This window comes from Pseudomonas taiwanensis, assembly GCF_013393345.1.
In the GTDB taxonomy this organism is placed as follows: Bacteria; Pseudomonadota; Gammaproteobacteria; order Pseudomonadales; family Pseudomonadaceae; genus Metapseudomonas; species Metapseudomonas resinovorans_C.
The window spans coordinates 17,176-42,440 of record NZ_QJRF01000040.1; the positions used below are offsets into that span (position 1 = coordinate 17,176).

The following is a 25,265-nucleotide window of genomic DNA, read 5'->3' on the forward strand; positions in this document are numbered from 1 at the left end:
CCCGCCTCTTTGGCGTAATGCTGTTCAGTTAGCCCCGCCAACGAGGTGTCGCTGTTGTTGTAGGAGCGAGCTTGCTCGCGAAGCTTTCCGGGATATCGCCCATTCGCCAGCAAGCTGGCTCCTACAGCGTTTCCCCGCTGCAGAAACCAAGAACGCCGCTCACCCGGTGAGGGATTAGCGGCGTTCTTATGTGAACTGCATTACGCCTCTTTGGCGGGCTTTTGCATTTCACGGGATTGCCTTGCCAGAAGCGGAAAACGCCCCTGATCCGCAGATTTTCCTCCCTTCAAGTTGCGCCTCCAACGCCTCTGACTAGGCTTCGGCATGAAACTCCGAACTGGCAAAGGCCATCTGCAGACGGCAGGAGAATCAACTATCGCACTGCGTCCGATTTATCGCTGTCACGAGATGTACTTACAAACATCGGCAGTGAGGCAGACGCAGCTTTGCGTACCCACTTCACACTGACCAAGGGGGCTCCATGGAAAGTGCATCGTTCCGGGTGTTGGCCGGCGTACTGGTTTCCCTGTGCACGTCGTCCGCGTTTGCCGGCTCGGCGGGATTTGCGGGCATCGCTGCCAGTGCCGACAGCGCTGAAACCGCCAGCGACAACCCGGCCGGCATGTCCAGGCTGGACAAACCCGCTGCGACGATCAGCCTGATGCAGGCCACCGGGTTTGGAACGTTCGAAGTGGACGAGGGGCAGACCACTACCAGCGGGGGAGATCCCGATAACGACCTCAACCCGGTGATGATTCCGCAGGCCTATTACGTTCGGCCATTCACAGAGTCCCTCCATGGAGGCATCTCGCTGACCATTCCGTCCGGATTTGGCTCCGAATACGGCTCCGATTGGGCTGGCCGCTACTACACCGACAGTTACTCGCTGGTCTATGTCGCCGTGACTCCGGCGTTGTCCTGGCGAATCAACGAGCAATGGTCGATCGGTGCTTCCGTGGGTATCAACTACATCTCGTCCCAGTCTGAAGTTGCCATCAACACGCTCGTACCCGGCGCTGCCGATGGAAAGCTCGAGGCCGACCTCGATGGCGTCGGGACCAACTTCAGCCTCTCGCTGTTGTGGGAAATGACCGCGAAAACCCGATTCGGCCTGGTGTACACAAGCGAATCCAAGACGGATATCGATGGCGACCTCAAGTTCCGCAACACGGGCCCGGTAATTGGCGGATTACTCGAACGGGGCATCCTGGGCGACAAGATCGAGGTGGAGCAGGTCATGCCTCAGCGCATCATCGGCGGCATCTATCACGAACTGGATTCCGGGGCGTTCATCGTTGCGGACCTCGCCTGGGTGGAATTCTCCCGGTTCGGCACCAACTCGGTTTCTCTGGATGGCGAAACGATCGACGTGGAAGACAGCGGCTTCAACAACTTCTGGGCCGGTACCCTGGGCTACGGTTTTCCCGCCAACGGCGGCCTGCGTTACACCCTCGACACCTTCTACGTGCAGGCGCCAGTCGATGACAGCAAACGAACGCTGGCCATGCCGCTGGACCGTATGTGGGGAATAGGCGCTGGGGTCCAGGTCGATCATGGCAATGGCAAGGCGGTGGAGTTCAACCTGCATCTGGTGGACTTTGGCGAGTCGCCTGTGGATACCGGGCCGTCTGCCGTGCGTGGGCGTGTCGCGGGGGAGACCGAGCATCCATACGCCGTCATCATTTCCGGGGCGTACCACTTCTAAGGGATGGCCCCGGGCCTTACAGACAGCAATCTGAAGAACGATTCGTTGGCTTCGCTTGGCTCAGTGCCAATCCGGGTGAACAGCAAGGGTTTCGCAGGCTCAACCCATCCTACGTTGCGGAGATAGGTGGGACGCGGAGCAGCGACCGAGGCATCGCATCCAGCGCGCGCTGCCATTCATGGCAGCGCGCAGCGGGAAATGGTCGACCATTCCATGGCTGACCAACCCGAGCATCAGGTGTGCTGCGTGAAGCCGACCTGACCCGGTTTGCGGTTGGGCGCGAAGCCGTTCCTCGCCAGGGTCTCGTCGGCGTCCTTGTAGAAGGTGCCGATCTTGTAGATCTTGCGAGCTTCCTCGCCATTGGCCACTTCACGACCGAACTCGCGGGAAATTCGCACCAGCTGTTCGATCTGCTCCACGGTCGTCATCTTGGCGGTCTGGCGCTGGTTCCAGATGTTGTCCTCGATGCCGCAGCGCACGTGGAGGCCGAGGGCGATGGCCATCATGTTCAGCGGCAGCACATTGCGCATGCTGGTCTCCAGCGTCAGCACCGAACCATCCGGGCAGGCGCGCACGAAGTTGGCCAGGTCGTACGGATTCGGCGAGTCGAAGCCGCCGCCGATGGCCACCCAGGTGAGGATCAGCGGCACGTTGCACGCGCCACGGCGCATCATGCGCTCGACGGTATTGAGTTGGGTGATGTTGGCCAACTGGAAGTGAGTCTGGATGCCGTTGGCCGAAAGGCGGCGAATGTGCTCCTCGACCCAGGCAGGACCGGCGGGAATGGTCATTTCCTGGTAGGCCTTGAGCATCACCGGGTCTTCCAGCGAAGTGCCGCGAATGTCGGCGGCGGTCATCTGCTCGCAGACGTTCATCTGGTTGGTGTTGATCGCGATGGTCACCTGATCCGGGGTCGGGGTCAGCTCGGCCAGCATGTGGCGGGTGTCGTCGGACAGCCACTTGGCAACGTCGCCGTCGTTCTCGGGGGCAAAGGAGATCGAGCCGCCGACCTGGAGGATGATCCCCGGGCAGGCTTCGCGGATGCCCGCCAGCAGCTCGTTGAACTTGGACAGGCGCTTGGAGCCCTTGCCGTCTTCTTCTCGCACGTGGACGTGCAGCACGGTGGCGCCGGCGTTGTAGCAGTCCACGGCTTTCTGGATCTGCGCCTCCATGCTCACCGGGATGTCTTCCGGGAAGTCGGACGGCATCCACTCGGGGCCATAGGGGGCGGCGGTGATTACCAGCTTTTCCATGTTTTCGACAAACAGGGAACCATCGATAAAGTTCATGACTTACTCCTGGGATCGGCGATCTAGTGGTTGTTGTGCGGTTCGATGATCAGAAGGGCTTGTCGCCGATGATTCCGGCGCGTTCCATCTTGCGGACACAGGGCGGGTAATCCATCGCGGCGTAGTGCTGGGTAGAGCGGTTGTCCCAGATGGCCATGCTGTTCTTCTTCCAGCGCCAGCGGACCTGGTATTCCGGGATGTAGGCCTGGCTGACGAGGTAACGCATCAGGTCGCTGCCGCCCATGCTGTAGTCCTGGCCGTAGCGCACGCGCTCGGGCGTGTGGAAGTTGGTGAAGTGGGTAGTGAACGCATTGACGAAGAGGATATTTTCGCCGGTTTCCGGGTGGGTGCGCACCACGGGGTGCTCCGGGTCCGGATACATGGCCTTGAGCGCCAGGCGCTTCTCGATAGGCATGGCCGCGCCGAAGCTCGCCTCGATGCTGTGGCGGGCGCGCAGGCCCTCGATGCGTTGCTTCACGTCTTCCGGCAGCTTCTTGTAGGCCAACGCCATGTTTGCCCACAGGGTGTCACCGCCTACCGACGGCCCTTCCACGCAGCGCAGCACGCAACCCATGGGCGGCGCGTCGCGCCAGGTGGCGTCGGTGTGCCAGGCGTTCTCGTAGCGGTCGTTGGGTTGGCCCGGTTCCTTGTAGATGCGCACCAGGCCCGGATGCTCCGGGTCGCTGCCGGCCACCGGGTGGTCTTCCAACTCGCCGAAGCGGCGGGCAAAAGCCACATGCTCGGCACGGCTGATGTCCTGGTCCCGCAGGAACAGCACTTTGTGCTTGAGCAGGAGCTGGCGGATTTCGGCGAAGAGACCGTCGTCGTATGCCGCATCCGCGAGATTCACGCCGATAAGCTCGGCCCCGATACTGCAAGTCAGTTGTTCTACGCGCATCTTGTTGTTCTCCTCTGGCGAAGTTATTTCGGCCGGGCGAGCTGCTGGGGAGCGGGGCCCTCAGCTCAGGCCGTGAGGAGGAATCTAGGGATGGAGAGGGGGGCGGCGACCATTCATTTGGCGACAGGTTCTTCGCAGTTCATGTCATGTCCCCAGCCGCCGATGCAGGATCTTGAGTGCCATTGATCTGGGTCAGTTTTTGCGGGGGGAGGCAACTGGCTGCCGTTAGTCGATACGCCGAAAACAAGCCTGCGGGGGAGGGGAACCAGTGAGCGTGCGTTGTGCTCCCTGCCTGTGCCGATTACGGTCGTTGGCGAACTGCTCCACCCCGCCGATTGCGAGCGCTCGTAGGGGACAGCAGCGGCCACGCGTTTCTCGGCTTGCACGGGGCTCATGACGATTGATAGCCTTCCGGACCTAAAAACCAGCAGGCCTGGGTATGGTAATCAGGGTTGTCGAAGCACAAGAAGTAGATCAGCAGCGGATAGCCATTCCTGGTTGGGAGCAGCAGTACACACAGATGTCTGCCGGGCGATTCTCGGGCCGAATCCTGCATGCCGAAGTCGAGGGGATCGAGCTTTATGAGGAGCAAATGAACCTTCGTGTGGAGCAGGAGTTCCACGCTCCGCCCGACGCCCTGGTCTTCAGCTTCGACATGTCGGAGAACACGCTCTACCTGCTCGATGGCGAGACTCGCAACGCCTGGGTCACGCCGGAGAACTATCGCGAGGTGGCGGTGGTGATCAAGCAGGCGGCGCAATGGGGGCAGCCGCTTGATGCGTTCGCCGACCTGGTGCTCACGCCTCTTCGATCCAATAACTGCAGGTCAGTCGCAGCATCGCTCAGCGATATGCTCACTGGCGCATTCGACGGCCAACGCCATATGGATGCCCCAGGTGTTGCGCAGACCATCGTCTCCGACTGTTTCTACTTGCTCTGCGAAGCGCCAATCGGTGACGGGCGCCGGTCGCGCTCTACCGTCCAGGCCAAGCGAGTTGTTCAACGGGTCAAGGAAGTGGTCGACGACTGTCCAGAAGAGAGCTTCGGGATGGCCGAGTTGGCCGCGAAAGCCGGTGTATCGCCACGCAGCCTTCAGCAATCCTTCCTGCGTTATGCCGGCATCCCACCTATTGTGTGGCTTAGAAATCGACGACTGAACGCTGCTCGCCGCGATTTGCTAGGGGCCGCCGAATCGGGCGTCACCGTGGCCGAGGTGGCCATGAAATGGTCATTCTGGCACCTGGGCCGCTTCTCCCAGTCCTACCACGCCCTCTTCGGCGAGTACCCCAAGACCACCGTCAAGCAGGGCGGCCGGGCCTGATCTCGGACGCAGTCCGCTGCTGCAGAGGCAGCCTTGGCGTAGAACCGTAGGATGGCGTGAAGCGAAGCGATACCCATCAATCGCGATCGCCGCAGCATGGGTATCGTGCAGGCTCCACCCATCCTACAAGGGCCGATCTATCAGCCCAGTAACTCCCGCACCCGATACCACGCCATGCCCAGCGCCAACAACGGGGAGCGCAGCAGCTTGCCTCCGGGGAATGTCAGATGCGGCACCGCACTGAACAGGTCCAGGCCCTGGCTTTGACCGGCATGGATGGCCTCTGCCAGGAGCTTGGCTGACCAATGCGTGACGTTCAGGCCGTGACCGGAATACCCCTGGGCAAAGAACACATTAGGATGCGCCTTGAGCCGCCCCACCTGCGGGAAGCGATTGGCGGTGATCCCGATCATGCCGCCCCACTGGTAGTCGATCCTGACCTGCTCGAGCTGGGGAAACACCTTGAGCACCTTCGGCCGCATGTAGGCGCCGATGTCCTTCGGGTCACGCCCCGAGTAGTGGCAGGCCCCTCCAAAGAGCAGGCGCCGATCAGCCGTCAGGCGGTAGTAGTCCAGCCCCACCTTCTGGTCGCACAGCGCCATGTTCTGCGGGATCAGCTGTGCCGCCAGTTCCTCGGACAACGGCTCGGTGGCGACCACGTAGCTGCCGGCGGGCAGCACCTTGCCGGTCAGCCTGGGTTCCAGCTCGTCCAGGTGCGCATTGCAGCCGAGCACCAGGTTGTCCGCCAGCACGCGTCCCTGCGCGCAGTGGACGATCGCGGTCTTGCCGTGCTCGATGCGCAGCACCGGGCTCTGCTCGAAGATCTGTGCGCCAAAGGCCTTGGCCGCACGGGCTTCGCCCTTTACCAGGTCCAGCGGATGCAGGTGACCTGAGCCCATGTCGACCAGGCCGCCGGCGTAGCAATCGCTTGCCACCACCTCCCGCATCTGGCCTGGGCTCACAAGCCGGGTCCGATGCGGATAGCCCAGCGCACTCAATTCCTCTTGCTCCTCGGCCATGGCGGCGAACTGGGCGGGGGTGTTGGCCAGTTCGCAGAAGCCCCAGCGCAGGTCGCAGTCGATGTTCAGGTCGCGGATGCGCTCCGCGACCAGGGTCACCGAGTCGAGGCCCGAGCGCTCCAGGTAGCGGACCCCTTCCTCGCCCACGTACTTGGCGAAGCCACTGACGTCGTGGCCGATGCCGCGTATCAGTTGGCCGCCGTTGCGTCCGCTTGCGCCCCAGCCGATGCGTCGGGCTTCCAGCAGCACGACGGAGTGGCCACGCTGGGCCAGCTCCAGTGCAGTGTTGACGCCTGTGAGCCCACCGCCGACGACGCAAACGTCTGCGCGAACGTCCCCCGCGAGCGAGGGATACAGCTGTTTGTCTCGGGCGGTTGCGGCGTAATAGGACGCAGCATGCTCCGCGATGTGAGTCATGGGTCGTTCTCGATTCATTGGTTGAACTTGATCTTGCTCCAGCTGCGGGTCATCAGGCGCATGATCCTGGGCGGCGGCGCCTTGGCGATGTACAGCTTGTCGAGCACGGCCTGGCTCGGATAGACCTCGGGGTTATTCTGCATCTCCGGGTCGAGCAGCGCCTTGGCGTCAGCGTTGGCGCTGGGGTAGCCGACGTACTCGCTGATGCCGGCGATCACCTTGGGCTCCAGGATGTAGTTGATGAACGCCAGTGCCTGATCCGGGTTCTTCGCGTCCGACGGAATGGCCATCAGGTCGAACCAGAGGTTCGCGCCTTCCTTGGGAATGCTGTAGGCGATCTCGATGCCGTTCTTGGCTTCCTTCGCCCGCGCCGCCGCCTGGAACACGTCGCCGGAATAGCCGAAGGCCACGCAGATGTCGCCGTTGGCCAGGTCCGAGATGTACTTGGACGAGTGGAAGTAGGTGACGTAGGGGCGGACCGCCGCGAGCTTGGCCTCGGCTTTCGGGTAATCGGCCGGGTTCGTGCTGTTGGGGTCCAGGCCCAGGTAGTTGAGCACCGAGGGGATCATCTCATCGGGGGAGTCCATGAAGGCGACGCCGCACGCATGCAGCTTCTTCAGGTTCTCCGGCTCGAACATCACCGACCAGGAGTCGATGTGGTCGACGCCCAGCACCTGCTTGACCTTCTCGACGTTGTAGCCGATGCCGTTGGTGCCCCAGAGGTACGGCACCGAATGACGGTTACCCGGATCGTTCTGTTCCAGCAGCTTGAGCAACTTCGGGTCCAGGTGCTTCCAGTTCGGCAACTTGCTGCGGTCGAGTTCGAGGAAAACCCCGGCCTGCACCTGGCGGGTGAGGAAGTGGTTGGACGGTACCACCACGTCGTAACCCGAACGGCCCGCGAGCAGCTTGCCCTCCAGAGTTTCGTTGGAATCGAAGACGTCGTAGATCGGCTTGATGCCGGTGGTCTTCTGGAATTCGCCCAGGGTGTCGGGGGCTATGTAGTCAGTCCAGTTGTAGACGCTGATCGTCGGCTCAGCGTGGGCGACCTGGGCCATCGTGGCCAGGGCGAAGGGCGCAAGGTAGCGCAGCAGTCTCATATCGACTCCCGTATTTTTGTTGTGATGACGGAATGGGGGCGAGCTAGACGCTCAGCAGCAGGAACTCGCGCTCCCAGGAGCTGATCACCCGTTTGTAGTTCTCGTGTTCGGTGCGCTTCACGGCAACGTAGCCCTGCACGAACTTGCGGCCCAGGTATTCCACTAGCACATCGCAGTCTTCCATCTGGGCCAACGCGTCCTCGATGGTAATCGGCAGGCGCAGGTTGCGGCGCTCGTAGCCACGTCCTTGCACCGGCGTGCTGGGGGCACTCTTCTCGACCATGCCCAGGTACCCGCAGAGCAGGCTGGCAGCCAGCGCGAGGTAGGGGTTGGCATCTGCGCCGGGCAAGCGGTTCTCGACCCGCGTCGCCTCAGGCGAGGCGGGCGGAACACGCAGCCCGACGGTACGGTTTTCTTCGCCCCACTCGACATTCACCGGAGCCGAGGTGTCCGGCAGGAAGCGGCGAAAGGAGTTCACGTTCGGCGCGAACATGGGCAGCACCTTCGGAATGTACTTCTGCAGGCCGCCGATGAAGTGGAGGAACAGCTCGCTCTTGGAACCATCCGCGTTGACGAAGATGTTCTTGCCGGTGGCGACATCCAGCACGCTCTGGTGAATGTGCATCGCGCTGCCCGGTTCATCGGTGATTGGCTTCGCCATGAAGGTTGCGCTCACATCATGCTTGAGCGCGGCTTCGCGCATGGTGCGCTTGAACACGGTGATCTGGTCGGCCAGGCTCAGCGCGTTGCCGTGACGGAAATTGATCTCCATCTGCGCCGGGCCGTCTTCATGGATCAGCGTATCCAGATCCAGGCCCTGTGCTTCGCACCAGTCGTACACGTCCTCGAAGAGCGGGTCGAACTCGTTGGTGGCATCGATGGAGAAGCTCTGGCGGCCGCTCTCCGGGCGCCCCGATCGGCCCACGGGAGCCTCGAGGGGGAAGTCCGGGTCGCTGCTGCGCTTGGTCAGATAGAACTCCATCTCCGGCGCTACGACCGGGCTCCACCCCTTATCCGCATAAAGCTTCAGAACGCGCTTGAGCACGTTGCGCGGCGACAACTCGATCGGGTTGCCGTACTTGTCGACGGTGTCGTGGATGACCATCGCGGTCGGTTCGAGCGCCCAGGGCACGAGGAAGACGGCGTCGGGATCGGGGCGGCAGACCATGTCGATGTCGGCTTCGTCCAGTAGGTCGTAATAGACGTCGTCATCAACGAAATCACCGGTGACCGTCTGCAGCAGGACGCTTTCCGGGAGTCGCATGCCTCCTTCGCCGAGGAACTTGTTGGTCGGGGAAATCTTGCCGCGAGCGATGCCGGTCAGGTCGCTGACCACGCATTCGACTTCGGTGATTTTCTGTTGTTTCAGCCGTTGCTCCAGTTGCTCGGCAGGGGTGGTCATACAAGCCTCGGAAAATTCATGGTTTCGGATTGAGGACGCGACTGCAGCATGCTGCTGCAAGACCGCGGCGCCAGTTTCGATCGCACAGGCGCCCCCGTTCTATCCACTTTCCGCATACATGACCGAGCGTGTGGCGCTCCCTTGCTGCCACGGGAAAAAGGGCAGATTCATTTTCCCGCTCTGATGTCCTGCTTCCTGTGGGGCGTCGCTGCGCTCAGCACCAACCTACGAAGACGGAGGCCACGGGATTGACCGTGACCGCCGGATTAGAAGCAGGGAGCGCAGGGCAAGGGGAGGGTGGCACTCACGACTGACTGATGGGTGATTCCAGAACCTCTGATCGCCTGAGCGGAACGATAAGCTCCGGGCAGTCATTGTTGGTGTTGTCCACCGCCGTCGACACGGGATATGAGTCAAAGACCTCGCGACTGTGTGCCATTGCACAGTTCACTTGCTCGAAGGTGGCCGTGGACGATAACCAGAGCTGCCATTGCTCAGGTTCGAGGATGACCGGCATCCGGGGATGGATATGGGAGATCGGTGCCGACGACTCCTTGGTCAGCACTGCGCATGACAGTACCGCGTAACCGCGTGGTCCGATCCAACTTGCCCAGAGTCCAGCCATGGCCAACAGTTTGCGTTCCGCGGCGTGCAGATAGTACGGCTGCTTGACCCATTGGCAGGCCCGGTAACGCGTCTGTTCGTGCTCACTCCAGGCGAACCAGCCTGTCGCCGGCATCAAGCAGCGGTAGCTACGTATGCTGTCGTGCCAAAAGGGTTTGATCCAGGCATCTTCGCTGCGCGCGCTGAAGGTCATCAGCGGAGGATTCTCCTGGCTCCACCATTCAGGCACCAGGCCCCAGCGGGCAGCGACCACTTCCAAACCGGCCTGATCATCCAGACGGAGCATGGGAACCTGGGTGGTCGGGGTTGCGTTGAAGCTGGGCATCCAGATGCCGGCATTGAGGGGGCTGACGTGCCAGAAGTCTTCGATGGCGCGTTGCGTCGGGGTGACATAGCGTTCGCACATGGCAATCCCTCCGAAAACAACCTCCTGGGTACTGCGCAGGGCCACAAAAAAACCGCGGTTGCGAGCAGCACCGCGGCAAAGTAATCAGCAAGGTGATCCATCCAGCCTTGGCGGGGCCGACGCCCAGGCTGTTGGCAATGCCCGGTGTGCAAGGGCATAAGCGCAAGCTTAGGTCCGTATGTATACCTGCATGTTTGTAGGTGACCGACGGCAGAAGGGCTGAAATGCGCGCGCTCTGAAGGTCTCGATTCGGAAGGAATGGCCGCCTCACCGCTGCGAGTCGGTGAGGCGGCCGAAGGAGCCGCAGACTGAGGCTCAGCCACAGTCCGCCTGCCCTGGCGGAGCGGGCCAGGGGCTCCGATGGAATAGAGAGCGGCAGGGCGAAAGCGTTCAGGGAATATTTCGTGAGCTTCCGGCGGATCGGGGCTCAATGCCTCGTCTTGCGCTCAAGCAGGCGCACGCCGAGCGAAAGCGGGTAACAGAGCACGAAGTACATCGCCCCCACCAGGACATAGATCTCCAGCGGCATGAAATACACCGAGCTCAGATCCTGTGCCCGGAGCATCAGGTCCGGCGCGGCGATCAACGAGGCCACCGAGGTGTCCTTGAGTAGCGAGATCGCCACGTTGCCAATAGGCGCCAGTACGATGCGAATCGCTTGCGGTAGCACTACCCAGCGCAGGATTTTCATGCGGGTCATGCCGATAGCCTTTGCCGCTTCCACTTGCCCTTTGGGAACGGCCTGCAGGCCCGCTCGGTAGATCTCCGAGAGGTAGGCCGCGGCGTTCAGACCCAGCCCGATCATGGCTGCCTGGAACGAGCTGAAGTGAATGCCCACTTCGGTCAGGGTGAAGTAGACGATGAACAGCTGCACCAGGGCAGGGGTGCCACGGAATACTTCGATGTAGATCAGCGCGGCGCGGCGCAACACGGCGCTGCCCGAGAGCCGTGCCAGTGCCACCAGCAGACCGACCAGCAGGCCGATCACCAGCGCACCGAACGCCAGTTGCAACGTGGCCCAGGCCGCCACCAGCAGTTCCGCCTGCGCCGCGCTCCAGAGTTCTGCGTAGCCCATGTCAGTTCTCCTTGGCGATGCTGAGGCGTCGTTCGGTGCGAGCCGCCCAGTGGGAGAGCGCCAGGCTCAGCACCAGATAGATGATGGCCAGCAGGAAGTAAATAGTGTTGGTCTGGTAGGTCTCGCTGACCAGCATCCGCGCCTTGAAGGTGAGCTCCGGGACGGCCGCAGCCGATGCCAGCGACGTGTCCTTGAGCAAGCCGATGGCGAAGTTGGCCATTCCCGGAATCGCCACCTTGAATGCCTGGGGCAGCACGATGATGCGCAGCGCCATACGGCGCGTCATGCCGATGGAGAAGGCGGCTTCGCTCTGGCCACGGTCGATGGTGAGAATGCTGGAGCGAAACACCTCCGAGAGGATCGCCGCACCGTTCAGGCCGAAGCCGATGATTGCGGCACCGATGGCGGGCAGCGTGATACCGATGTAGGTCAGGCCAAAGTAGAGGATGAACAGCTGCGTCAGGATGGGGATGTTGCGGAATACCTCCAGGTACAGGCTGGCAATCAGGCCGAGGGCAGGATTGCGGGACAGTCGCATCAGGGCCAGGCAGAAACCCAGGACCGCGGCGACCACGAATGCGGCCCCCGTCAGACCTATGGTCGTCAGGGCGCCGATGCCAAGTACCTTGAGGAAGTAGGGCAACAGTTCGAGCGTTCTTTCGAGACCACTGACTTCCAGCATCGATCAGTGCTCCTTCACGGCGCAGATGAACGCGCGAGTGCGCTCGACCTGGCTGTCGCGGAATATCTGCTGGGGTGGTCCCTGTTCGACGATGTTGCCGTCGGCCATGAAAATCACCTGGTCGGAGACGCTTTCGGCGAAGCGCATTTCGTGGGTCACGATGATCATGGTCATGCCTTCTTCGGCGAGCTTGCGCATCACCGCGAGCACTTCGCCCACCAGCTCCGGATCGAGCGCCGAGGTGGCCTCGTCGAAGAGCATCAGCTTGGGCCGCATCGCCAGCGCGCGGGCGATGGCGATGCGTTGCTGCTGCCCACCGGAGAGCTGGTCCGGATAGGCGTCTCGCTTGGCCAGCATGCCCACCTTCTTCAGCAGGTCCTCGGCCTGTTCGATGGCCTCGGCGCGATCCCGTTGCTGGACCTTGAGCGGACCCAGGATGATGTTTTCCAGCACGCTGAGGTGGGGGAACAGGTTGAAGCGCTGGAACACCATGCCGATCTCGGCACGCATCCGTGCCAGGTCCTTGTCACCCATGGGCACCTTGCGGGTGCCCACCTGGCGCTGGCCGATCAGTTCATTGTCGATGTAGATGCTGCCTCGGGTTGGCTCCTCCAGGTAGTTGATGCAGCGGAGCAGGGTGGTCTTACCGGACCCGCTGGGCCCGATAAGGGAGATTTTCTGGCCCTGTTGCACATTGAGGTCGATGCCTTTGAGGACGTCCAGGTGGCCATAGGACTTGTGCAGCCCTTCGATTCGTACCAGCGGAGTGGATTCAGCCATGAGCATTTCCCGTGGTTGAGGTGACGAGTGCGGTCAGCAACCGGATCTCAAGAGAAGGCCTGGCTGAAATCGCGCAAGGGGTGCTCGAAGGGCCCGATCAGATTGCCTTTCTCGTCCCGGTCCACGCCGATGCGCTGGTCCTTGGGCAGGGGCACGAGGTAATCGGGGTTCTTGATGCCGTACTTGGCGAGGACCGGGCGGACCTGGTCGGTGCTCTTCAGCCAGCGCAGCCCCTGGTTCACGGCATCGAACAAGTCCTGGTTTTCTGGATGGATGCCCCATATCGCCTCGAACTTGGCGGTCAGGCTGGGGAACTTCTCGTCGAACTGGATGGGCACCTGCTTCAGCTTGAGGCTGGGGTCCTGGAGGATCATGTAGTCGATGGTCGGCGCATCCAGGACGGCGAAGTCCAGGCGCCCGGCGCGTACGTCGCGCAGGCAGGCGTCGGTGCTGTCGTAGAGCTTCACCTCCTTCACGCCTTCCACCCTTTTCATGTCCGGAATGATGAAGTAGCCGGTGTTACTACCCAGGGTCCGGCCCTTCAGGTCGGAGATGGTGAGGGTGTCCTTGAACGGCTCGTCCTCGCGCATGATCACGTAGGCGCCGGTGTAGAACACGGCATCGGTCAGCAGCAGGATTTTCGAGCGCATGGGATTCCATGCGAAGTTGCCGCCGAACCAGTCGGCACGCCCGGACCGGACGGCTTCGATCACGGCGGGGAAGCCCATGGTCAGGACGTCGAGCTTGAGTTCGAGACGGTCGGCGATGAGTTTCAGGAGTTCGAGGTCGGTGCCGATCGGCTGCCCGTCGCGCACGGCGCCAAGGGGCATGTCACCCAGGCAGGCCGCCGTCAGGTAGCCGGGGCGAATGGTCTTGATCGGTTTGTCGGCCGCCTGGACGGCGGGAAGGCGTCCCATGGCGCTGCCGAGCAGGACAGCCATTGAGCCGTAACCCGTGACTTTCAGCAGGTTGCGCCGCGAAATACCCCGTGCGTCGAATTTGAAGTCGGACATAGATCACCTGTGTGCGAATGGTTGTGGAGACTGATACAGCCGTACAACACGAGGCCATCCCTGGCCCAACCTTCCCGGGGCGTCAGGATCGTGGGGTTACGCCAGCCAGGTTGGCGTTGGCACGGGCGAGAGGCTTGTCGCCCTCCGCGCGCCGACGTTTGAGCAACAGATAGCAGCCAGACACCACGGCAAGACTCACCAGGCTGGCCAGGAATTGCGTCCGCAGGGATTCCTGGAAGGCCATGGCGGCAAGGACACCGGCAATCACCGCTACCACAGCATAGGAAAGCCAGGGGAACAGCCACATGCGGAGGGTCAGCCGCGCTGGCTCCGTGGCCTCGATGCGGCGGCGCACGCGGATTTGCGCCAGGGCGACCGCCAGGTACACGAAGAGCATCACCGCGCCGGACGCATTCACCAGGAAGAGGAACACGCCCTGGGGCGAAATGATCGCCGCCATGATCGCGATGTAGCCGATCACGCTGCTCAGCAGCACGGCCGCCCGCGGCACTTTGCGCCCGGTCAGGGTGGACAGTCTGGCCGGAGCGTCACCGCGCTGGCTGAGGCCGAAGAGAATCCGCGATGACACATACAGCCCGGAGTTCAGTGCCGAGAGCACGGCCACCAGGACCACGGCTTCCATGATCATCGACGCGCCGGGGATGCGCATGACATCCAGCGCCGACACGAATGGCGAATGCCCGGCCACGATCTGGCCCCAGGGCACCACGCAGACGATCAGGAAGATCGAGCCGACATAGAAGGTGATCACGCGGAAGATCACCGAGCGGGTCATGTTCGCGACGTTCTTGGAGGGATCGTCCGACTCGGCAGCAGCGATGGTGGCGATCTCCGCGCCACCCACGGCGAAGATCACCGTCGGTACCCCTGCCAGGATCGCGCTCACGCCAAAGGGCATGAAACCGCGGTCGTTCACCAGGTTGTCGAGCAGCGCGCCGGTGCTGGGCGCAAATCCGAAGAGGTAGGCTGCCGTCACACCGATGAAGACGATGATCGCGAAGACCTTCAGCGACGCGAACCAGTATTCGAACTCACCGTAGGATTTCACGGACAAGCAGTTGATGGCGGTCATGATCGCCAGCAGAGCCAAGCCGATCGTCCACGCCGGCAGCGGAATCCACTGCTCGAGGATGTTGGCGCCGACCACGGCCTCCACCGCGACGACGATTACCCAGAAGTACCAGTACAACCATCCGCTGGTGAATCCGACCCAGTTGCCCAGGCCGATGCGGGCGTACTCGGTGAACGAGCCGACGCCGGGCAGGGCCACTGCCATCTCGCCGAGCATGCGCATCACCAGCATCACGACGATGCCAGCGGCGAGATAACTGAGGAACGCCGCCGGGCCGATGGCCTGGATGGTGGCGCTGCTGCCGACGAAAAGACCCGCGCCGATAATGCCGCCGAGGGAGATCATCGTGATGTGACGCTGACGCAGGGCACCGCTGAGACGTTGCTCGCCAGCCTTGCCAGGGGTTTGTCCGGTGTCGTTCATTGGATGGCCTCCGCCATGACATTCAGTAGGGAAGGGCAGGGTGAAGCCGAGAAGGATTTAACGCGGGGGAAGCTGCACACCGGGTATCCTGTTGCGCCCGCCAAGGCGCTGGGGCTGCGGTGCGACGGGGTTGCCGAGGGCATGCCTGGCTTTAGGTATACGAGAGTCATGTGCGTGTCCGTTGAGGCTGAAGCTATTTTTATTGTGATGCATGACAAGCATTACAACTCCACACTAACTACCACATTTTAGCTTGTCAATCGCCTTTGTATCGGATAAAAAGCAATACAAGTTTGCTATTTGTCTCGCTGATGGCATGACAAACAAGGAAGCACCATGAGCCAATTCGAACAATTGCTGGGCGAGCTGAAGGCCAATGCGGGATTGCACCGGGACTCGGCGGAAACCCTTTACGCCCAACTGGCAGACGCGCTGTCTGAAGCGATTCGTAGCGGAAAGCTCAAGCCGGGCGACCGACTGCCACCGCACCGTGAGTTCGCCAGCGCGCTGGAGCTCAACATCACCACCATTACCAAGGCGATGGCTGTGCTGCAGCAGAAAGGCCTGGTGGAAAGCCGGCCCGGGCGGGGTACGCAGGTCGCCCAACCGCGTCACCCAGCGGCGCAGTTCCAGTCGGCACCCAGCAATGACCCGGGAACGGTCGACCTGAGTGTCAACCGACCCGCCACCGATGGCTTCAACCGGGTGCTCGCGCAATTGCTGCCGCGTCTGTCCAGCGATTCGCGCTTCGTCGACATGAAGGACTACCACCCTTCTGAAGGCCCGCTCTGGGCGCGGGAAGCCGCGGCGCAATGGCTGCGCCACACCGGCGTGCAGGCCGAAGCAGGCCAGGTACTGATTGTCGAAGGGGCGCAGCACGGCATTGCCAGCACGTTGCGGAGCCTGACCAACAGCGGCGACGTCATCCTGGCCGACAGTGTTACCTACCAGGGCATCAATGCGCTCTGCCGTTCCTTGGGGCTGATCCTGGTCGGGGTCGACTCCGATGCGCGGGGTATGTGTCCGGATGCATTGCGCGAGGCCTGTACCGAACATCAGCCGCGACTGCTGTTCCTGGTGCCGTCGATCCACAACCCGACCGCCATCACCCTGGACACCGAGCGCCGCGAGGAGCTGGCAGCGGTGATCCGCGAGACCAACCTGCTGGTCATAGAGGATGACGTCTACCGGCCCTTGCTGGACCAGTCGCCGCCACCCATTGCTTCAATGCTGCCGGAACGGACTATCTACGTGTCCGCCCTGTCGAAATGCATTGCGCCAGGCTTGCGCATGGGCTTCCTCATGGCGCCGCAGGGGTTGGTGCAGGACATCGCCGCCATGCAGCGCATCGATTGCTGGAGCACGTCACCCTTCACCGCGCTCATTGCTACTCGCCTGATCGAAGACGGTCACGCCGAGGAGTTGGTTGCGGAACAGCGCGAAGAGCTGCGCAGCAGGCAAGCACTATTGGCCGCTCACCTCGACGGGCTGGAGTTCCAACACAGCGCCACCGGTACCCATGCCTGGCTGATCCTGCCTGAGCCCTGGACCGGGTCGCGCTTCGCACGTCTTTGCCAGGACCGCGGCGTGGTCCTGCTCGCAGGCGGCGCCTTCACCCTTCGCCCTGAACTCTCCCCGCAGGCGGTGCGCATCAATATCTCGGCTGCGCTGTCGCGGGAGCAATTGGTCAAGGCCCTCAAGGAAATCAGCCAGCTGGCGCGCCAGGGGCATCTCTACATGCACAACCGGATCTGAGGACATGACACAACCGATTCATTGTGAAATCGCAGTTATCGGCGCAGGCGTTGTCGGCGTTGCCACCGCGCTGTGGTTGCGCCGCCAGGGCTATGAGGTGCTGTTGCTCGAGCGTGAGGGCGTGGCATCCGGGGCCTCCTACGGTAATGCCGGCACCCTGGCGCCCTATGGTGTGATGCCGATCGCCCAGCCTTCATTGCTGAAGGCCATCCCGTCGCTGTTGTTTTCGCCAGGCTCTCCCTTTGTCATCAACTGGAAGCGACTGCCCCAGTTGATGCCCTGGCTGCTGCGATTTCTCAATGAATGCCGTGCGTCGCGCTGTGAGTCCAACACTCAGGCGTTGGCCCGGATTCTCCAGCGAACTTACAGCGGTTACGCGCCGCTGCTGGAGGACAGTCCCCAAGCGAACCAGCACCTGCGTCACAACGGCTGCCTCTACCTCTATGGCTCCGAGGCAAGCTTCGCCGGTGCCCAAGCGGCTATCGAGCTGCGGCGTTCCTTGGGCATCGCCCAGCAAGAGCTGAGTGCCGCCGAGGTGGACCAACTGGAGCCGCATCTCGCCGGCAGTGCAGTGGCTGGTCTCCTGTTCCCAGACTCCTCGCACATGGATGACCCGCGAGCCTTCATCGAAGCATTGGCGGCGCCCCTGGTTGCCGAGGGTGTGCTGCAGGCGGCGACCGTCATTGACATCCAACGCCAGGCAGCCGGGCTTTACCTGACCTGTGCCGAAGGCGCGGCCTATCGTGCTGACCGTGTCGTGGTCTGTGGCGGTGCCTGGTCCGCCGCGCTGGCGCAACAGGTCGGCGACCGCATCCCGCTGGATACGGAGCGCGGTTACCACATCGAGTTCGACCTGCCGGAAGCCTTGCTGAATCGCCCCTGCTGCCCGGTGGAAAGCGCGTTCTACATGACCCCTATGGCAGGTCGTCTGCGGGTAGCGGGAACGGTGGAGCTAGGTTCGATCAAGGACCCGGCCAACCCCGCACGCTTCGACTACCTGGAACACCATGTACGGCGAGTACTGGGGCTGACGGTGCCGGTCGCGCGCAGATGGCTGGGCTTTCGTCCGTCCCTTCCGGACTCCTTGCCCGTCATCGGCCCTTCGCCCAATGAGCCTCGACTGATCTACGCCTTCGGTCATCAGCACCTGGGCCTCACGCTGGCAGGGGCGACCGGCCAGTTGGTGGCGGATTGCATCGCAGGCAAGCCCCCGCGCTGGCTGGACAGTTTTTCAGTGCAACGTTTCTGAACCGCACCCTTTCACGGGAGAACCCGCTATGGAAAGAATCGAACGCGCCCGCACCAATTCGCGCATGAGCCAGATCGTCATTCACGGCAACACCGTGTACCTGGCCGGGCAGGTCGGTGAACCGCACCACGAAGTCGCCGAACAGACCCGCGATGCCCTGGCACGGCTCGACACGTTGCTTGAGGAAGCCGGCTCATCACGGGAAAAACTGCTTCAAGTCACCATCTGGCTTGCCGATATGAGCGACTTCACGGCGATGAATGCCGTCTGGGATGCGTGGGTGCCAGCCGGCCATGCTCCCGCCAGGGCATGCGGGGAGGCCAAGTTGGCCGATCCCGCGTTGCGGGTGGAGGTGATCGCCTGCGCGTCGCGTTGACGGCTACACCCGCAATTGGTCCGTCTTGTCGCGCCAGGCGATGAGGGTGGCAGTGCTGGACTACCATCACCTTTCCAGCACCCATTCTCACCGCCACCCTTGGAGGCCTCGCGCATGACTGATCGTTACTCCGGGACCCGTGAGATTGCAGAAGACCGGGCTGTTGCCGGGGCCGCATTGATTCCGGTTCCTCTGCGGGAAATGATCGATGGCCTGGATTCGGGCGCGATCAAGCCTTTTTATGCGGCCGTGGCCAACCTTGCCTTCTCGGCGGCCGACCAGTGCGAAGAGTACGACGGCTATTGCATTGGCCTGATCGACGCTGCCTACCAGCGAGGCGAACTCGGCATCGTGGAGCGCGACGAGTTGCGAAATTTCGTCATTGCCCTGTGCGCGGATCGCAAGGGCAAGCCATCGGCGTAAGCGGTGACTGGTCCCCGCGATGCTCCGGGGCGATTCTTGTGTAGGAGCGAGCTTGCTCGCGAAAGATCGCGCTCGGACTTTTCGCGAGCAAGCTCGCTCCTACAGGTTCGGCCCCGCCCCGACAGGTTTCGTCAACGGTGGGGCGTGATCCCGACCGTCTCGTGCTCTTCGCGGCCGTAGACGTCGTCCAGGCGCGTGATGTCGTCCTCGCCGAGGTAGCTGCCGGTCTGCACCTCGATCAGCACCAGGGGAATCTTGCCGGGGTTGGAGAGGCGGTGGACCGACGTGATGGGAATGTCGGTGGACTGGTTCTCGGTGAGCAGGAAGACCTTGTCGTCACAGGTCACCTCGGCAGTGCCGGAAACCACTATCCAGTGCTCGGCGCGGTGGTGGTGCATCTGCAGCGATAGCCGGCCGCCGGGTTTCACGGTGATGTGCTTCACCTGGAAGCGTCCGCCGGTGTCCACGGAGTCGTAGTAGCCCCACGGCCGATAGACCTGGCAGTGGTTTTCGACTTCGCTGCGGCCTTCGGCCTTGAGCTTCTCGACCAGTTGCTTGACCTTCTGCACGTGATTCTTGTTGGCGACCATGATGGCGTCCTTGGTTTCCACCACCACCACGTCCTCCATGCCGATGATCGAGACCAGCTTGCCGTTGCCGTGCACCAGGCAGTTGTGGCTGTCCTGCACCACCACGTCGCCCTTGATGACATTGCCGTCGGCGTCCTTGTCGTGGACGTCCCAGATGGATGCCCAGCAGCCCACATCGCTCCAGCCGGCATCCAGGGGCACCACGCAGGCGCGCGCGGTCTTTTCCATCACCGCGTAGTCGATGGAGTTGTCAGGGCAGCAGGCAAAGGTGGCTTCGTCGATGTCGATATGGTCCTCATGGCATTTGCTGCGTTCCAGGGCCAACCGGCAGGTGTCGTGGATGTCGGATTCGTGGCGCTTCAGCTCTTCCAGGTAGCGACTGGCGCGGAACAGGAACATGCCGCTGTTCCAGAAGTAGTCGCCGGATTCGACGAATTCCCGGGCGCGCTCGGCGTTGGGTTTTTCCACGAACTGGGCGACCCGGCAGATTCCTTCAGGCAGTGCCGGATCCTGTTCGGAGCGAATGTAGCCGTAGCCGGTTTCCGGCCGGGTTGCCGGTACGCCGAACAGCACCAGCTCGCCTTGCTCGGCGGCACTGGTGGCAAGCTCCAACGCCTCGCGGAAGGCTTCCAGGTCCTCCAGGACATGGTCCGAAGGCAGGACCAGCAGCAGATCGTCGCGCCCTTCGCTGATCAGTTGCATGGCGGCCATGGCCACGGCCGGCGCGGTATTGCGGCCGAAAGGTTCGAGCACGACCGCATGGGGCGTGATCGCTATCTCGTCGAGCTGTTCCTGGACAATGAAGCGGTGGTCCTTGTTGCACACCAGGATAGGCGCTTGCATGCCATCGAATGTCAGGCGCTGGAGGGTCTGCTGGAACAGCGTGTGCTCGCCGGTGAGGGCGAGAAACTGCTTGGGAAACTGTCGGCGGGACAGCGGCCAGAGCCTTGAGCCGCTACCACCGGAAAGCACAATGGGAATCATGGTTCATCTCCTGCTGGTGAGTTCAAAATGCCGCGCTGGGCTATGAATTTTCAGTTGTTGGAGAGCGGTCGCTTGACCCACACGGGAGCGAGCTTTCCGGAGCTGCCGGTGACGTACAGGCACACCACTTCACCGCGCGTGAGCGCGACCGGTTTCAGGTCGCTGACCTTCTGATTCCCGGCGAACAGCGCGAGGTTGACCTTGACCGGGTTGATTTCGCGGTCGCCGGCGCTTTGCGGCGCCACGTTCTCGACCACCGCAGTCTTGCCGTCGGCGGTTTTCACGCTGAGTGGCGTATCGGTGAGGTTCTGCACCCTGAGCAGGGCCTTCTGCTTGTTGCGGAACGGTTTTTCCTCCACCAGGCGGGGCTGGCCGCTGGGCAGGTTGACCAGGGTGTAGTAGCGATCCGCGCCGAGCTGGAGCGACATGTTCTGGCTGCCGACCTTGGCGCTGTAGTTGCCGCCCGGCATGAAGCTGAAGTCCGTGCTGGCCAGGGGGCCGACGTCTTCAAGGCTGGCCGTGCCCACCTGGGCACTGACTTCCTGGTTGCTGGCGTTGTACAGCCGCACGAAGGTCGATCCCTTGGGTGCGGCGGGACCATAGAGGGCGGCGTCGTCAGCCTGTACCTGCCAGCAGCAGAGGCTGGCGAACAACAGGGCACTGGAGGCGATAAGTCGAGGATGGTTGTGCGGCTTCATGGTTGGCTTCTCCCGGGGGATATGGAGTCGGCGGTAACGGTCTGGTGGGGGCCGGTCGAACCGGCGGAGACCAGCTGGGCGATCCATTCCCTTTCGAACTGGCTCAGGTCGGGGGACATCGGCAGGTAGCGCTCCGGGAACTCCCAGATCACCCACTGCGGTGGGGCGTCCTTGAATGCGTCGGTTTGCAGGTACTCGAGCATCGGCGGCAGCGGCCCTTGTCCGCTTTCCGCGAAATCGAGGATGTCGCTGCCCAGGGCCTGGCGCAGGGCACCGGGGAAGTTCCATTCGGGGTTGGCGCTGTAGCTGGTGCCGACCAGGGCCACCGGCACCTGGACATCGGCGAACAGCGCCGCTGATGCATCTGGATTCGCATCAAGCGCGTGGGTGGTGCGCGGCTTGAACTGGTCGGGTGCTGGCAACAGGGCAGTGAACAGCGGATCGAGCGGCAGGAACCGCGCCAGATCGCCCAGGTAGGACTTGTTCGCGGCCTGTACGGTGGTGAACCGCTGGCGATCACCCGTCAGCGGTGCCTTGCGTTGCACGGCCCGCGCCACCTCCCGGGCGACCAGATCGGCACCCTGGGGTGTCCAGTGGGTGTCGGTACGCAGGAACAGCAGCCCTTTGTCCTTTTCGCGCAGCAGGCTGGCCAGCAGGTCGGGCGCGAGGATATCGGCGTGTTGCGCGGCCGCGTGCAGCCGGCGGTACAACCCGAGCTGCTGCTGGGCCGGCTGTTCTTCGTCGAGGTATTCCGGATACAGGCGTGCTTTCGCCGGCACTATCACCAGCAGCAGCTTCACACCGCGTTCTTCGAGTCGCCGGTCGATGCCCCGGATCAGGCCCAGATTGGCCTCGATCTGCTGTTCGCCACGGGGCAGGGGGTTGAACTCTTCATCGCTGAACAGCCAGTCCTGCCGGCCCAGCACCACGCCGGGGCGGCCTTCGCCGAACAGGCTGTAGTCCAGCGCCGCCCATAGATTCGTGCCCAGGCGCTTCAGTGGGAATTCGGCTTCGTAGTGGTCCTCTACCGCTTTGGCCATCTTGCCGTCGTGCAGGGAGGCGTTGGCCGGCAGTCGCAGGTCCAGCAGCCCGCGCACCGACCAGGCGCCCAGGACCAGCAGGACGGCGAGGAACAGGGCGATGTAGGCATTGCGGGACAAACGGATCATGGCTCTGCCTCAGAACTGGAAGTAAAGGAAGGGTGAGTAGCTCTGCGCCGAGAGCTTGAGTACCGAGGCGCAGAACAGCAGGAGCAGGAGCGGGCGCTGCACCGCGCCGACCCAGGCCAGCGCCCGTTCACCCAGGGCGCGTCGTGGCACGGGAGGCATGGGCGGCGCTTCGTCCGCGGCGGTCTCAGCGGCGACCTTCGGCGCGCCGTGGGCCAGCGGCCGTGTATAGAAATCGTGCAGCCCGAACAGCGCCAGGCTGGCGTAGGCGATCAGCAGGGTGACCAGTTGCAGGTCGGTGAAGCCGACCCGGCCGAGCTCCGACAACTGCCAGCCACTGAAACCGAACATCGCCTGGTACATGCGTCCGGCGACGTGGAGATTCTCGGCGCGGAACAGGACCCAGCCGAGTATCACCAGCAGGAAGGTGAAAACCCATTTCAGCGGGTTGAAACGCCGGGGCGCGGCGTCGACGCCCAGCGCGCGCTCGATGGCCAGCCAGGTGCCATGCCAGGCGCCCCAGATCACGAAGGTGAAGTTCGCGCCGTGCCAGAGGCCGCCCAGCAGCATGGTCAGGACCAGGTTGCGGTAGGTCTGGAAGGTGGTGCCGCGATTGCCGCCCAGGCTGACGTACAGGTAATCACGTAGCCAGGTCGACAGGCTGATGTGCCAGCGCCGCCAGAATTCGGTGATCGACTGGCTGATATAGGGCTGCTTGAAGTTTTCCAGGAAGCGGAAGCCCATCATCAGGCCCAGCCCGATGGCCATGTCGCTGTAGCCGGAGAAGTCGAAGTACAGCTGCGCGGTGTAGGCCAGGGCGCCGAGCCAGGCATCCGCCGCACTGGGGTTTTCCAGGGCGAAGCAGTGGCTGACCAGCGGCGCCAGCGTGTCGGCGATGAAAACCTTCTTGATGAAACCCTGCATGAAGCGCGTACAGCCCTCGGCGAATTTGTCGAGGCTGTGGGTGCGATGGTGGAACTGGCCGGCAAGGTCGCGGAAGCGCAGCACCGGGCCGGCGATGAGGTGCGGGAAGATCGCCACGAAGGCTGCGAAGTCGATGAGCCGGTGGGTTGCCGGCGTGTCGCCACGGTACACGTCGATGATGTAGCTGATGGATTCGAAGATGTAGAACGAAATACCGATGGGCAGGAGGATGTGGGTGAGCACGAAGGGCGCCATCCCCAGGGAGGTGATGATGGCGTTGAGGCTGTCGACGCCGAAGTTGGCGTACTTGAAGTAGCCGAGGACGCAGAGGTCGACCACTACGCCGAGCGTCAGCCAGTGTCGCGCGGGTTTCGTGCGTACGCCGGCCGCGCCGATGCGCAGACCGATCCAGTAGTTGAAGATCGTGACCGCCGCGAACAGCGCCAGGAAGTCGACTCGCCACCAGGCGTAGAAGAGATAGCTGGCGATCAGCAGCAGCAGGTTGTGAAAACGCGGCCCGCTCAGGTAGTACAAGCCGAGGAAGGTCGGCAGGAACAGGAACAGGAATACGTTGGATGAAAACACCATCCGCGTTTCCTCCATTGAAGAACTGTCAGGGCCAAGCGGCCCACCCGTTTCTCCCCTGGTTCAAGGTGTTGCGCCCGTCGCTTCTTGGGTTGCGATCGGGTTACCGCCTGTCTCTGTCACGTCCTTCACCGCGCCCGCCGTGCGCAGCCCCGTGACGGTCAACCGTTGTTCGATTTCTCCGCCGCTTTCGGGTCGAACAGCCGCGTCAGGTCACCGCCGAGGCGGAAATTCATGAGCGGCTGCATGGAGTGTTTCCACTTGAGGGTTTCATCGCTGCAGCGATAGAGCGTGCAGTAGGGCTCCAGCCAGGTGAACTTGCCGTTCTCCTTGAGCTCGCCAACGGACTGGCCTGTACCGGTCTTGTCCGCAAACACATCAGGGTCTTCGACGCCCTGCATCACCCGCTCGGCAAGCCGGCGCAGCGCGGCATTGTGGTCATCGCGCAAATCGACGCCATTGGCCTGGGCGAACGCCGCGACCATCGCCAAGGGCGGCAGGCTGTAGTTGTGGTAGGCGAGGGCGCGTTTTTGCCGCCGGAGTTCGTTGGGCAGGAAACCATCGGCGTCGACCTGGCCGGCGGCAACCTGGAACTGTTTCACCGACCAGTCGAACAGGTCGCGGCGGTCGGTCGCCACGGCGCTGGCCATGACCGACCAGGCGGCCCAGTAGGAGTGATTGTTGATCTCCTTGAGCGGCAGGTTGCTCCAGTCCTTGACCGTCTGCTCGGCCAGTCGGGCGAACCAGGCCTCGATCTCCTGGCTCTGCCGGGCGTAAGGCGCCAGTGGACGTGAGCGGGAGAATTTCAGCCGCAACCAGGCCGAGGACATGCTGCCCAGCGCCCATTTGCGCATGGACTTGCCGGTGTGATTGAAGTCGGTGGAGAGCAGGGCGCCGGCGCGGGACCAGTCACCGAGCCACTGCAGGGTGCATTGCAGGCTCTCCGGCTTGGCGTCGCGCATGTAGCGCATCACCTGCTTGTTGACTCCGCGTTCGAGGTCGTTGATGGCCTTGGTCTTCTCGCGGAAGTCCTTCTCGGCGTCGCGGTTCAGCGTTGCACGGGCCTTGTTCGAGCCTTCGTACTTGCTGCGGAACACCAGGGCGCTGGTGTAGGGCGGCGGCGTGGGCTGGTCGCACTTGCGCGGCTCGACTTTCCTGTCCTTCTCGATGGCCGCGTAGTAACCGGGCGGCGGCACCAGGCCGGCGCCCAGCGTCGCTGCCGGTACCAGCAGGAGCGGAAGGAGAAGAAACAGGCCGGCTGAGCGCAT

The 25,265-nt window shown here is 62.8% G+C and carries 22 protein-coding genes; 6 read left to right on the forward strand and 16 right to left on the reverse strand.

The window, feature by feature from the left end; translation table 11 throughout:
- Positions 1 to 481 precede the first annotated feature (481 nt).
- Positions 482 to 1,705 (forward strand): OmpP1/FadL family transporter, encoded by a 1,224-nt coding sequence (locus DM872_RS06100; protein ID WP_179058613.1) that lies wholly within the window; start codon positions 482 to 484, stop codon positions 1,703 to 1,705.
- Between the two features lie 233 nt (positions 1,706 to 1,938).
- Here the strand turns inward: DM872_RS06100 and DM872_RS06105 are convergent, their stop codons facing one another.
- Both DM872_RS06105 and DM872_RS06110 read right to left on the reverse strand, forming a co-directional pair.
- Complete coding sequence (locus DM872_RS06105) at positions 1,939 to 2,994, reverse strand: 3-keto-5-aminohexanoate cleavage protein (RefSeq protein WP_179058614.1); 1,056 nt, start codon at positions 2,992 to 2,994, stop codon at positions 1,939 to 1,941.
- A gap of 49 nt (positions 2,995 to 3,043) precedes the next feature.
- Positions 3,044 to 3,892, reverse strand: coding sequence for a TauD/TfdA dioxygenase family protein (locus tag DM872_RS06110; protein ID WP_179058615.1), 849 nt, complete (start codon positions 3,890 to 3,892; stop codon positions 3,044 to 3,046).
- Positions 3,893 to 4,331: 439 nt separating this feature from the next.
- Between DM872_RS06110 and DM872_RS06115 the strand changes: the two genes are divergently transcribed.
- Entirely contained in the window at positions 4,332 to 5,213 is an 882-nt protein-coding gene (locus DM872_RS06115) for a helix-turn-helix domain-containing protein (protein ID WP_179058616.1), read from the forward strand.
- Between the two features lie 140 nt (positions 5,214 to 5,353).
- On the opposite strand, the gene DM872_RS06120 is transcribed toward DM872_RS06115, so the two are convergent.
- From DM872_RS06120 to DM872_RS06160, 9 genes are all read right to left on the reverse strand, one after another.
- Positions 5,354 to 6,649, reverse strand: coding sequence for an NAD(P)/FAD-dependent oxidoreductase (locus tag DM872_RS06120; RefSeq protein WP_179058617.1), 1,296 nt, complete (start codon positions 6,647 to 6,649; stop codon positions 5,354 to 5,356).
- A gap of 14 nt (positions 6,650 to 6,663) precedes the next feature.
- Entirely contained in the window at positions 6,664 to 7,749 is a 1,086-nt protein-coding gene (locus tag DM872_RS06125) for a polyamine ABC transporter substrate-binding protein (RefSeq protein WP_179058618.1), read from the reverse strand.
- A gap of 43 nt (positions 7,750 to 7,792) precedes the next feature.
- The gene (locus tag DM872_RS06130; protein ID WP_179058619.1) at positions 7,793 to 9,151 is read right to left on the reverse strand and encodes a glutamine synthetase family protein; all 1,359 of its coding nucleotides are present in this window, start codon (positions 9,149 to 9,151) and stop codon (positions 7,793 to 7,795) included.
- Positions 9,152 to 9,455: 304 nt separating this feature from the next.
- On the reverse strand, positions 9,456 to 10,181 hold the full coding sequence (locus tag DM872_RS06135) for an SOS response-associated peptidase (RefSeq protein WP_179058620.1): 726 nt from the start codon (positions 10,179 to 10,181) through the stop codon (positions 9,456 to 9,458).
- Between the two features lie 427 nt (positions 10,182 to 10,608).
- Positions 10,609 to 11,256 (reverse strand): amino acid ABC transporter permease, encoded by a 648-nt coding sequence (locus tag DM872_RS06140; protein WP_179058621.1) that lies wholly within the window; start codon positions 11,254 to 11,256, stop codon positions 10,609 to 10,611.
- A 1-nt stretch (position 11,257) separates the two neighbouring features.
- Entirely contained in the window at positions 11,258 to 11,938 is a 681-nt protein-coding gene (locus DM872_RS06145) for an amino acid ABC transporter permease (protein WP_179058622.1), read from the reverse strand.
- 3 nt (positions 11,939 to 11,941) lie between these two features.
- Positions 11,942 to 12,718 (reverse strand): amino acid ABC transporter ATP-binding protein, encoded by a 777-nt coding sequence (locus DM872_RS06150; protein WP_151133890.1) that lies wholly within the window; start codon positions 12,716 to 12,718, stop codon positions 11,942 to 11,944.
- 47 nt (positions 12,719 to 12,765) lie between these two features.
- Positions 12,766 to 13,731, reverse strand: coding sequence for an ABC transporter substrate-binding protein (locus DM872_RS06155; protein WP_179058623.1), 966 nt, complete (start codon positions 13,729 to 13,731; stop codon positions 12,766 to 12,768).
- A gap of 82 nt (positions 13,732 to 13,813) precedes the next feature.
- The gene (locus tag DM872_RS06160; protein ID WP_179058624.1) at positions 13,814 to 15,247 is read right to left on the reverse strand and encodes an amino acid permease; all 1,434 of its coding nucleotides are present in this window, start codon (positions 15,245 to 15,247) and stop codon (positions 13,814 to 13,816) included.
- A gap of 336 nt (positions 15,248 to 15,583) precedes the next feature.
- Between DM872_RS06160 and DM872_RS06165 the strand changes: the two genes are divergently transcribed.
- The 4 genes from DM872_RS06165 to DM872_RS06180 all read left to right on the forward strand — a co-directional run bounded on the left by DM872_RS06165 (position 15,584) and on the right by DM872_RS06180 (position 19,050).
- Positions 15,584 to 17,002 carry an aminotransferase-like domain-containing protein gene (locus tag DM872_RS06165; protein ID WP_179058625.1) on the forward strand — a complete coding sequence of 473 codons (1,419 nt, stop codon included), beginning with the start codon at positions 15,584 to 15,586 and terminating at the stop codon, positions 17,000 to 17,002.
- A 4-nt stretch (positions 17,003 to 17,006) separates the two neighbouring features.
- Complete coding sequence (locus tag DM872_RS06170) at positions 17,007 to 18,251, forward strand: NAD(P)/FAD-dependent oxidoreductase (protein WP_179058626.1); 1,245 nt, start codon at positions 17,007 to 17,009, stop codon at positions 18,249 to 18,251.
- Positions 18,252 to 18,279: 28 nt separating this feature from the next.
- Positions 18,280 to 18,627: a RidA family protein gene (locus DM872_RS06175; RefSeq protein WP_179058627.1), complete on the forward strand. Its 348-nt coding sequence runs from the start codon at positions 18,280 to 18,282 to the stop codon at positions 18,625 to 18,627.
- 114 nt (positions 18,628 to 18,741) lie between these two features.
- Positions 18,742 to 19,050 carry a hypothetical protein gene (locus DM872_RS06180; protein WP_179058628.1) on the forward strand — a complete coding sequence of 103 codons (309 nt, stop codon included), beginning with the start codon at positions 18,742 to 18,744 and terminating at the stop codon, positions 19,048 to 19,050.
- A gap of 131 nt (positions 19,051 to 19,181) precedes the next feature.
- On the opposite strand, the gene DM872_RS06185 is transcribed toward DM872_RS06180, so the two are convergent.
- The 5 genes from DM872_RS06185 to DM872_RS06205 form a co-directional block, all read right to left on the reverse strand.
- Positions 19,182 to 20,624 carry a mannose-1-phosphate guanylyltransferase/mannose-6-phosphate isomerase gene (locus DM872_RS06185; RefSeq protein WP_179058629.1) on the reverse strand — a complete coding sequence of 481 codons (1,443 nt, stop codon included), beginning with the start codon at positions 20,622 to 20,624 and terminating at the stop codon, positions 19,182 to 19,184.
- 50 nt (positions 20,625 to 20,674) lie between these two features.
- Positions 20,675 to 21,322: an alginate O-acetyltransferase AlgF gene (locus DM872_RS06190; RefSeq protein ID WP_179058630.1), complete on the reverse strand. Its 648-nt coding sequence runs from the start codon at positions 21,320 to 21,322 to the stop codon at positions 20,675 to 20,677.
- Entirely contained in the window at positions 21,319 to 22,491 is a 1,173-nt protein-coding gene (locus tag DM872_RS06195; RefSeq protein WP_179058631.1) for an alginate O-acetyltransferase, read from the reverse strand. The genes DM872_RS06190 and DM872_RS06195 overlap by 4 nt, the downstream gene beginning before the upstream one ends.
- A gap of 9 nt (positions 22,492 to 22,500) precedes the next feature.
- Positions 22,501 to 24,000 (reverse strand): MBOAT family O-acyltransferase, encoded by a 1,500-nt coding sequence (locus tag DM872_RS06200; RefSeq protein ID WP_179058632.1) that lies wholly within the window; start codon positions 23,998 to 24,000, stop codon positions 22,501 to 22,503.
- 158 nt (positions 24,001 to 24,158) lie between these two features.
- Entirely contained in the window at positions 24,159 to 25,265 is a 1,107-nt protein-coding gene (locus DM872_RS06205; protein WP_179058633.1) for a mannuronate-specific alginate lyase, read from the reverse strand.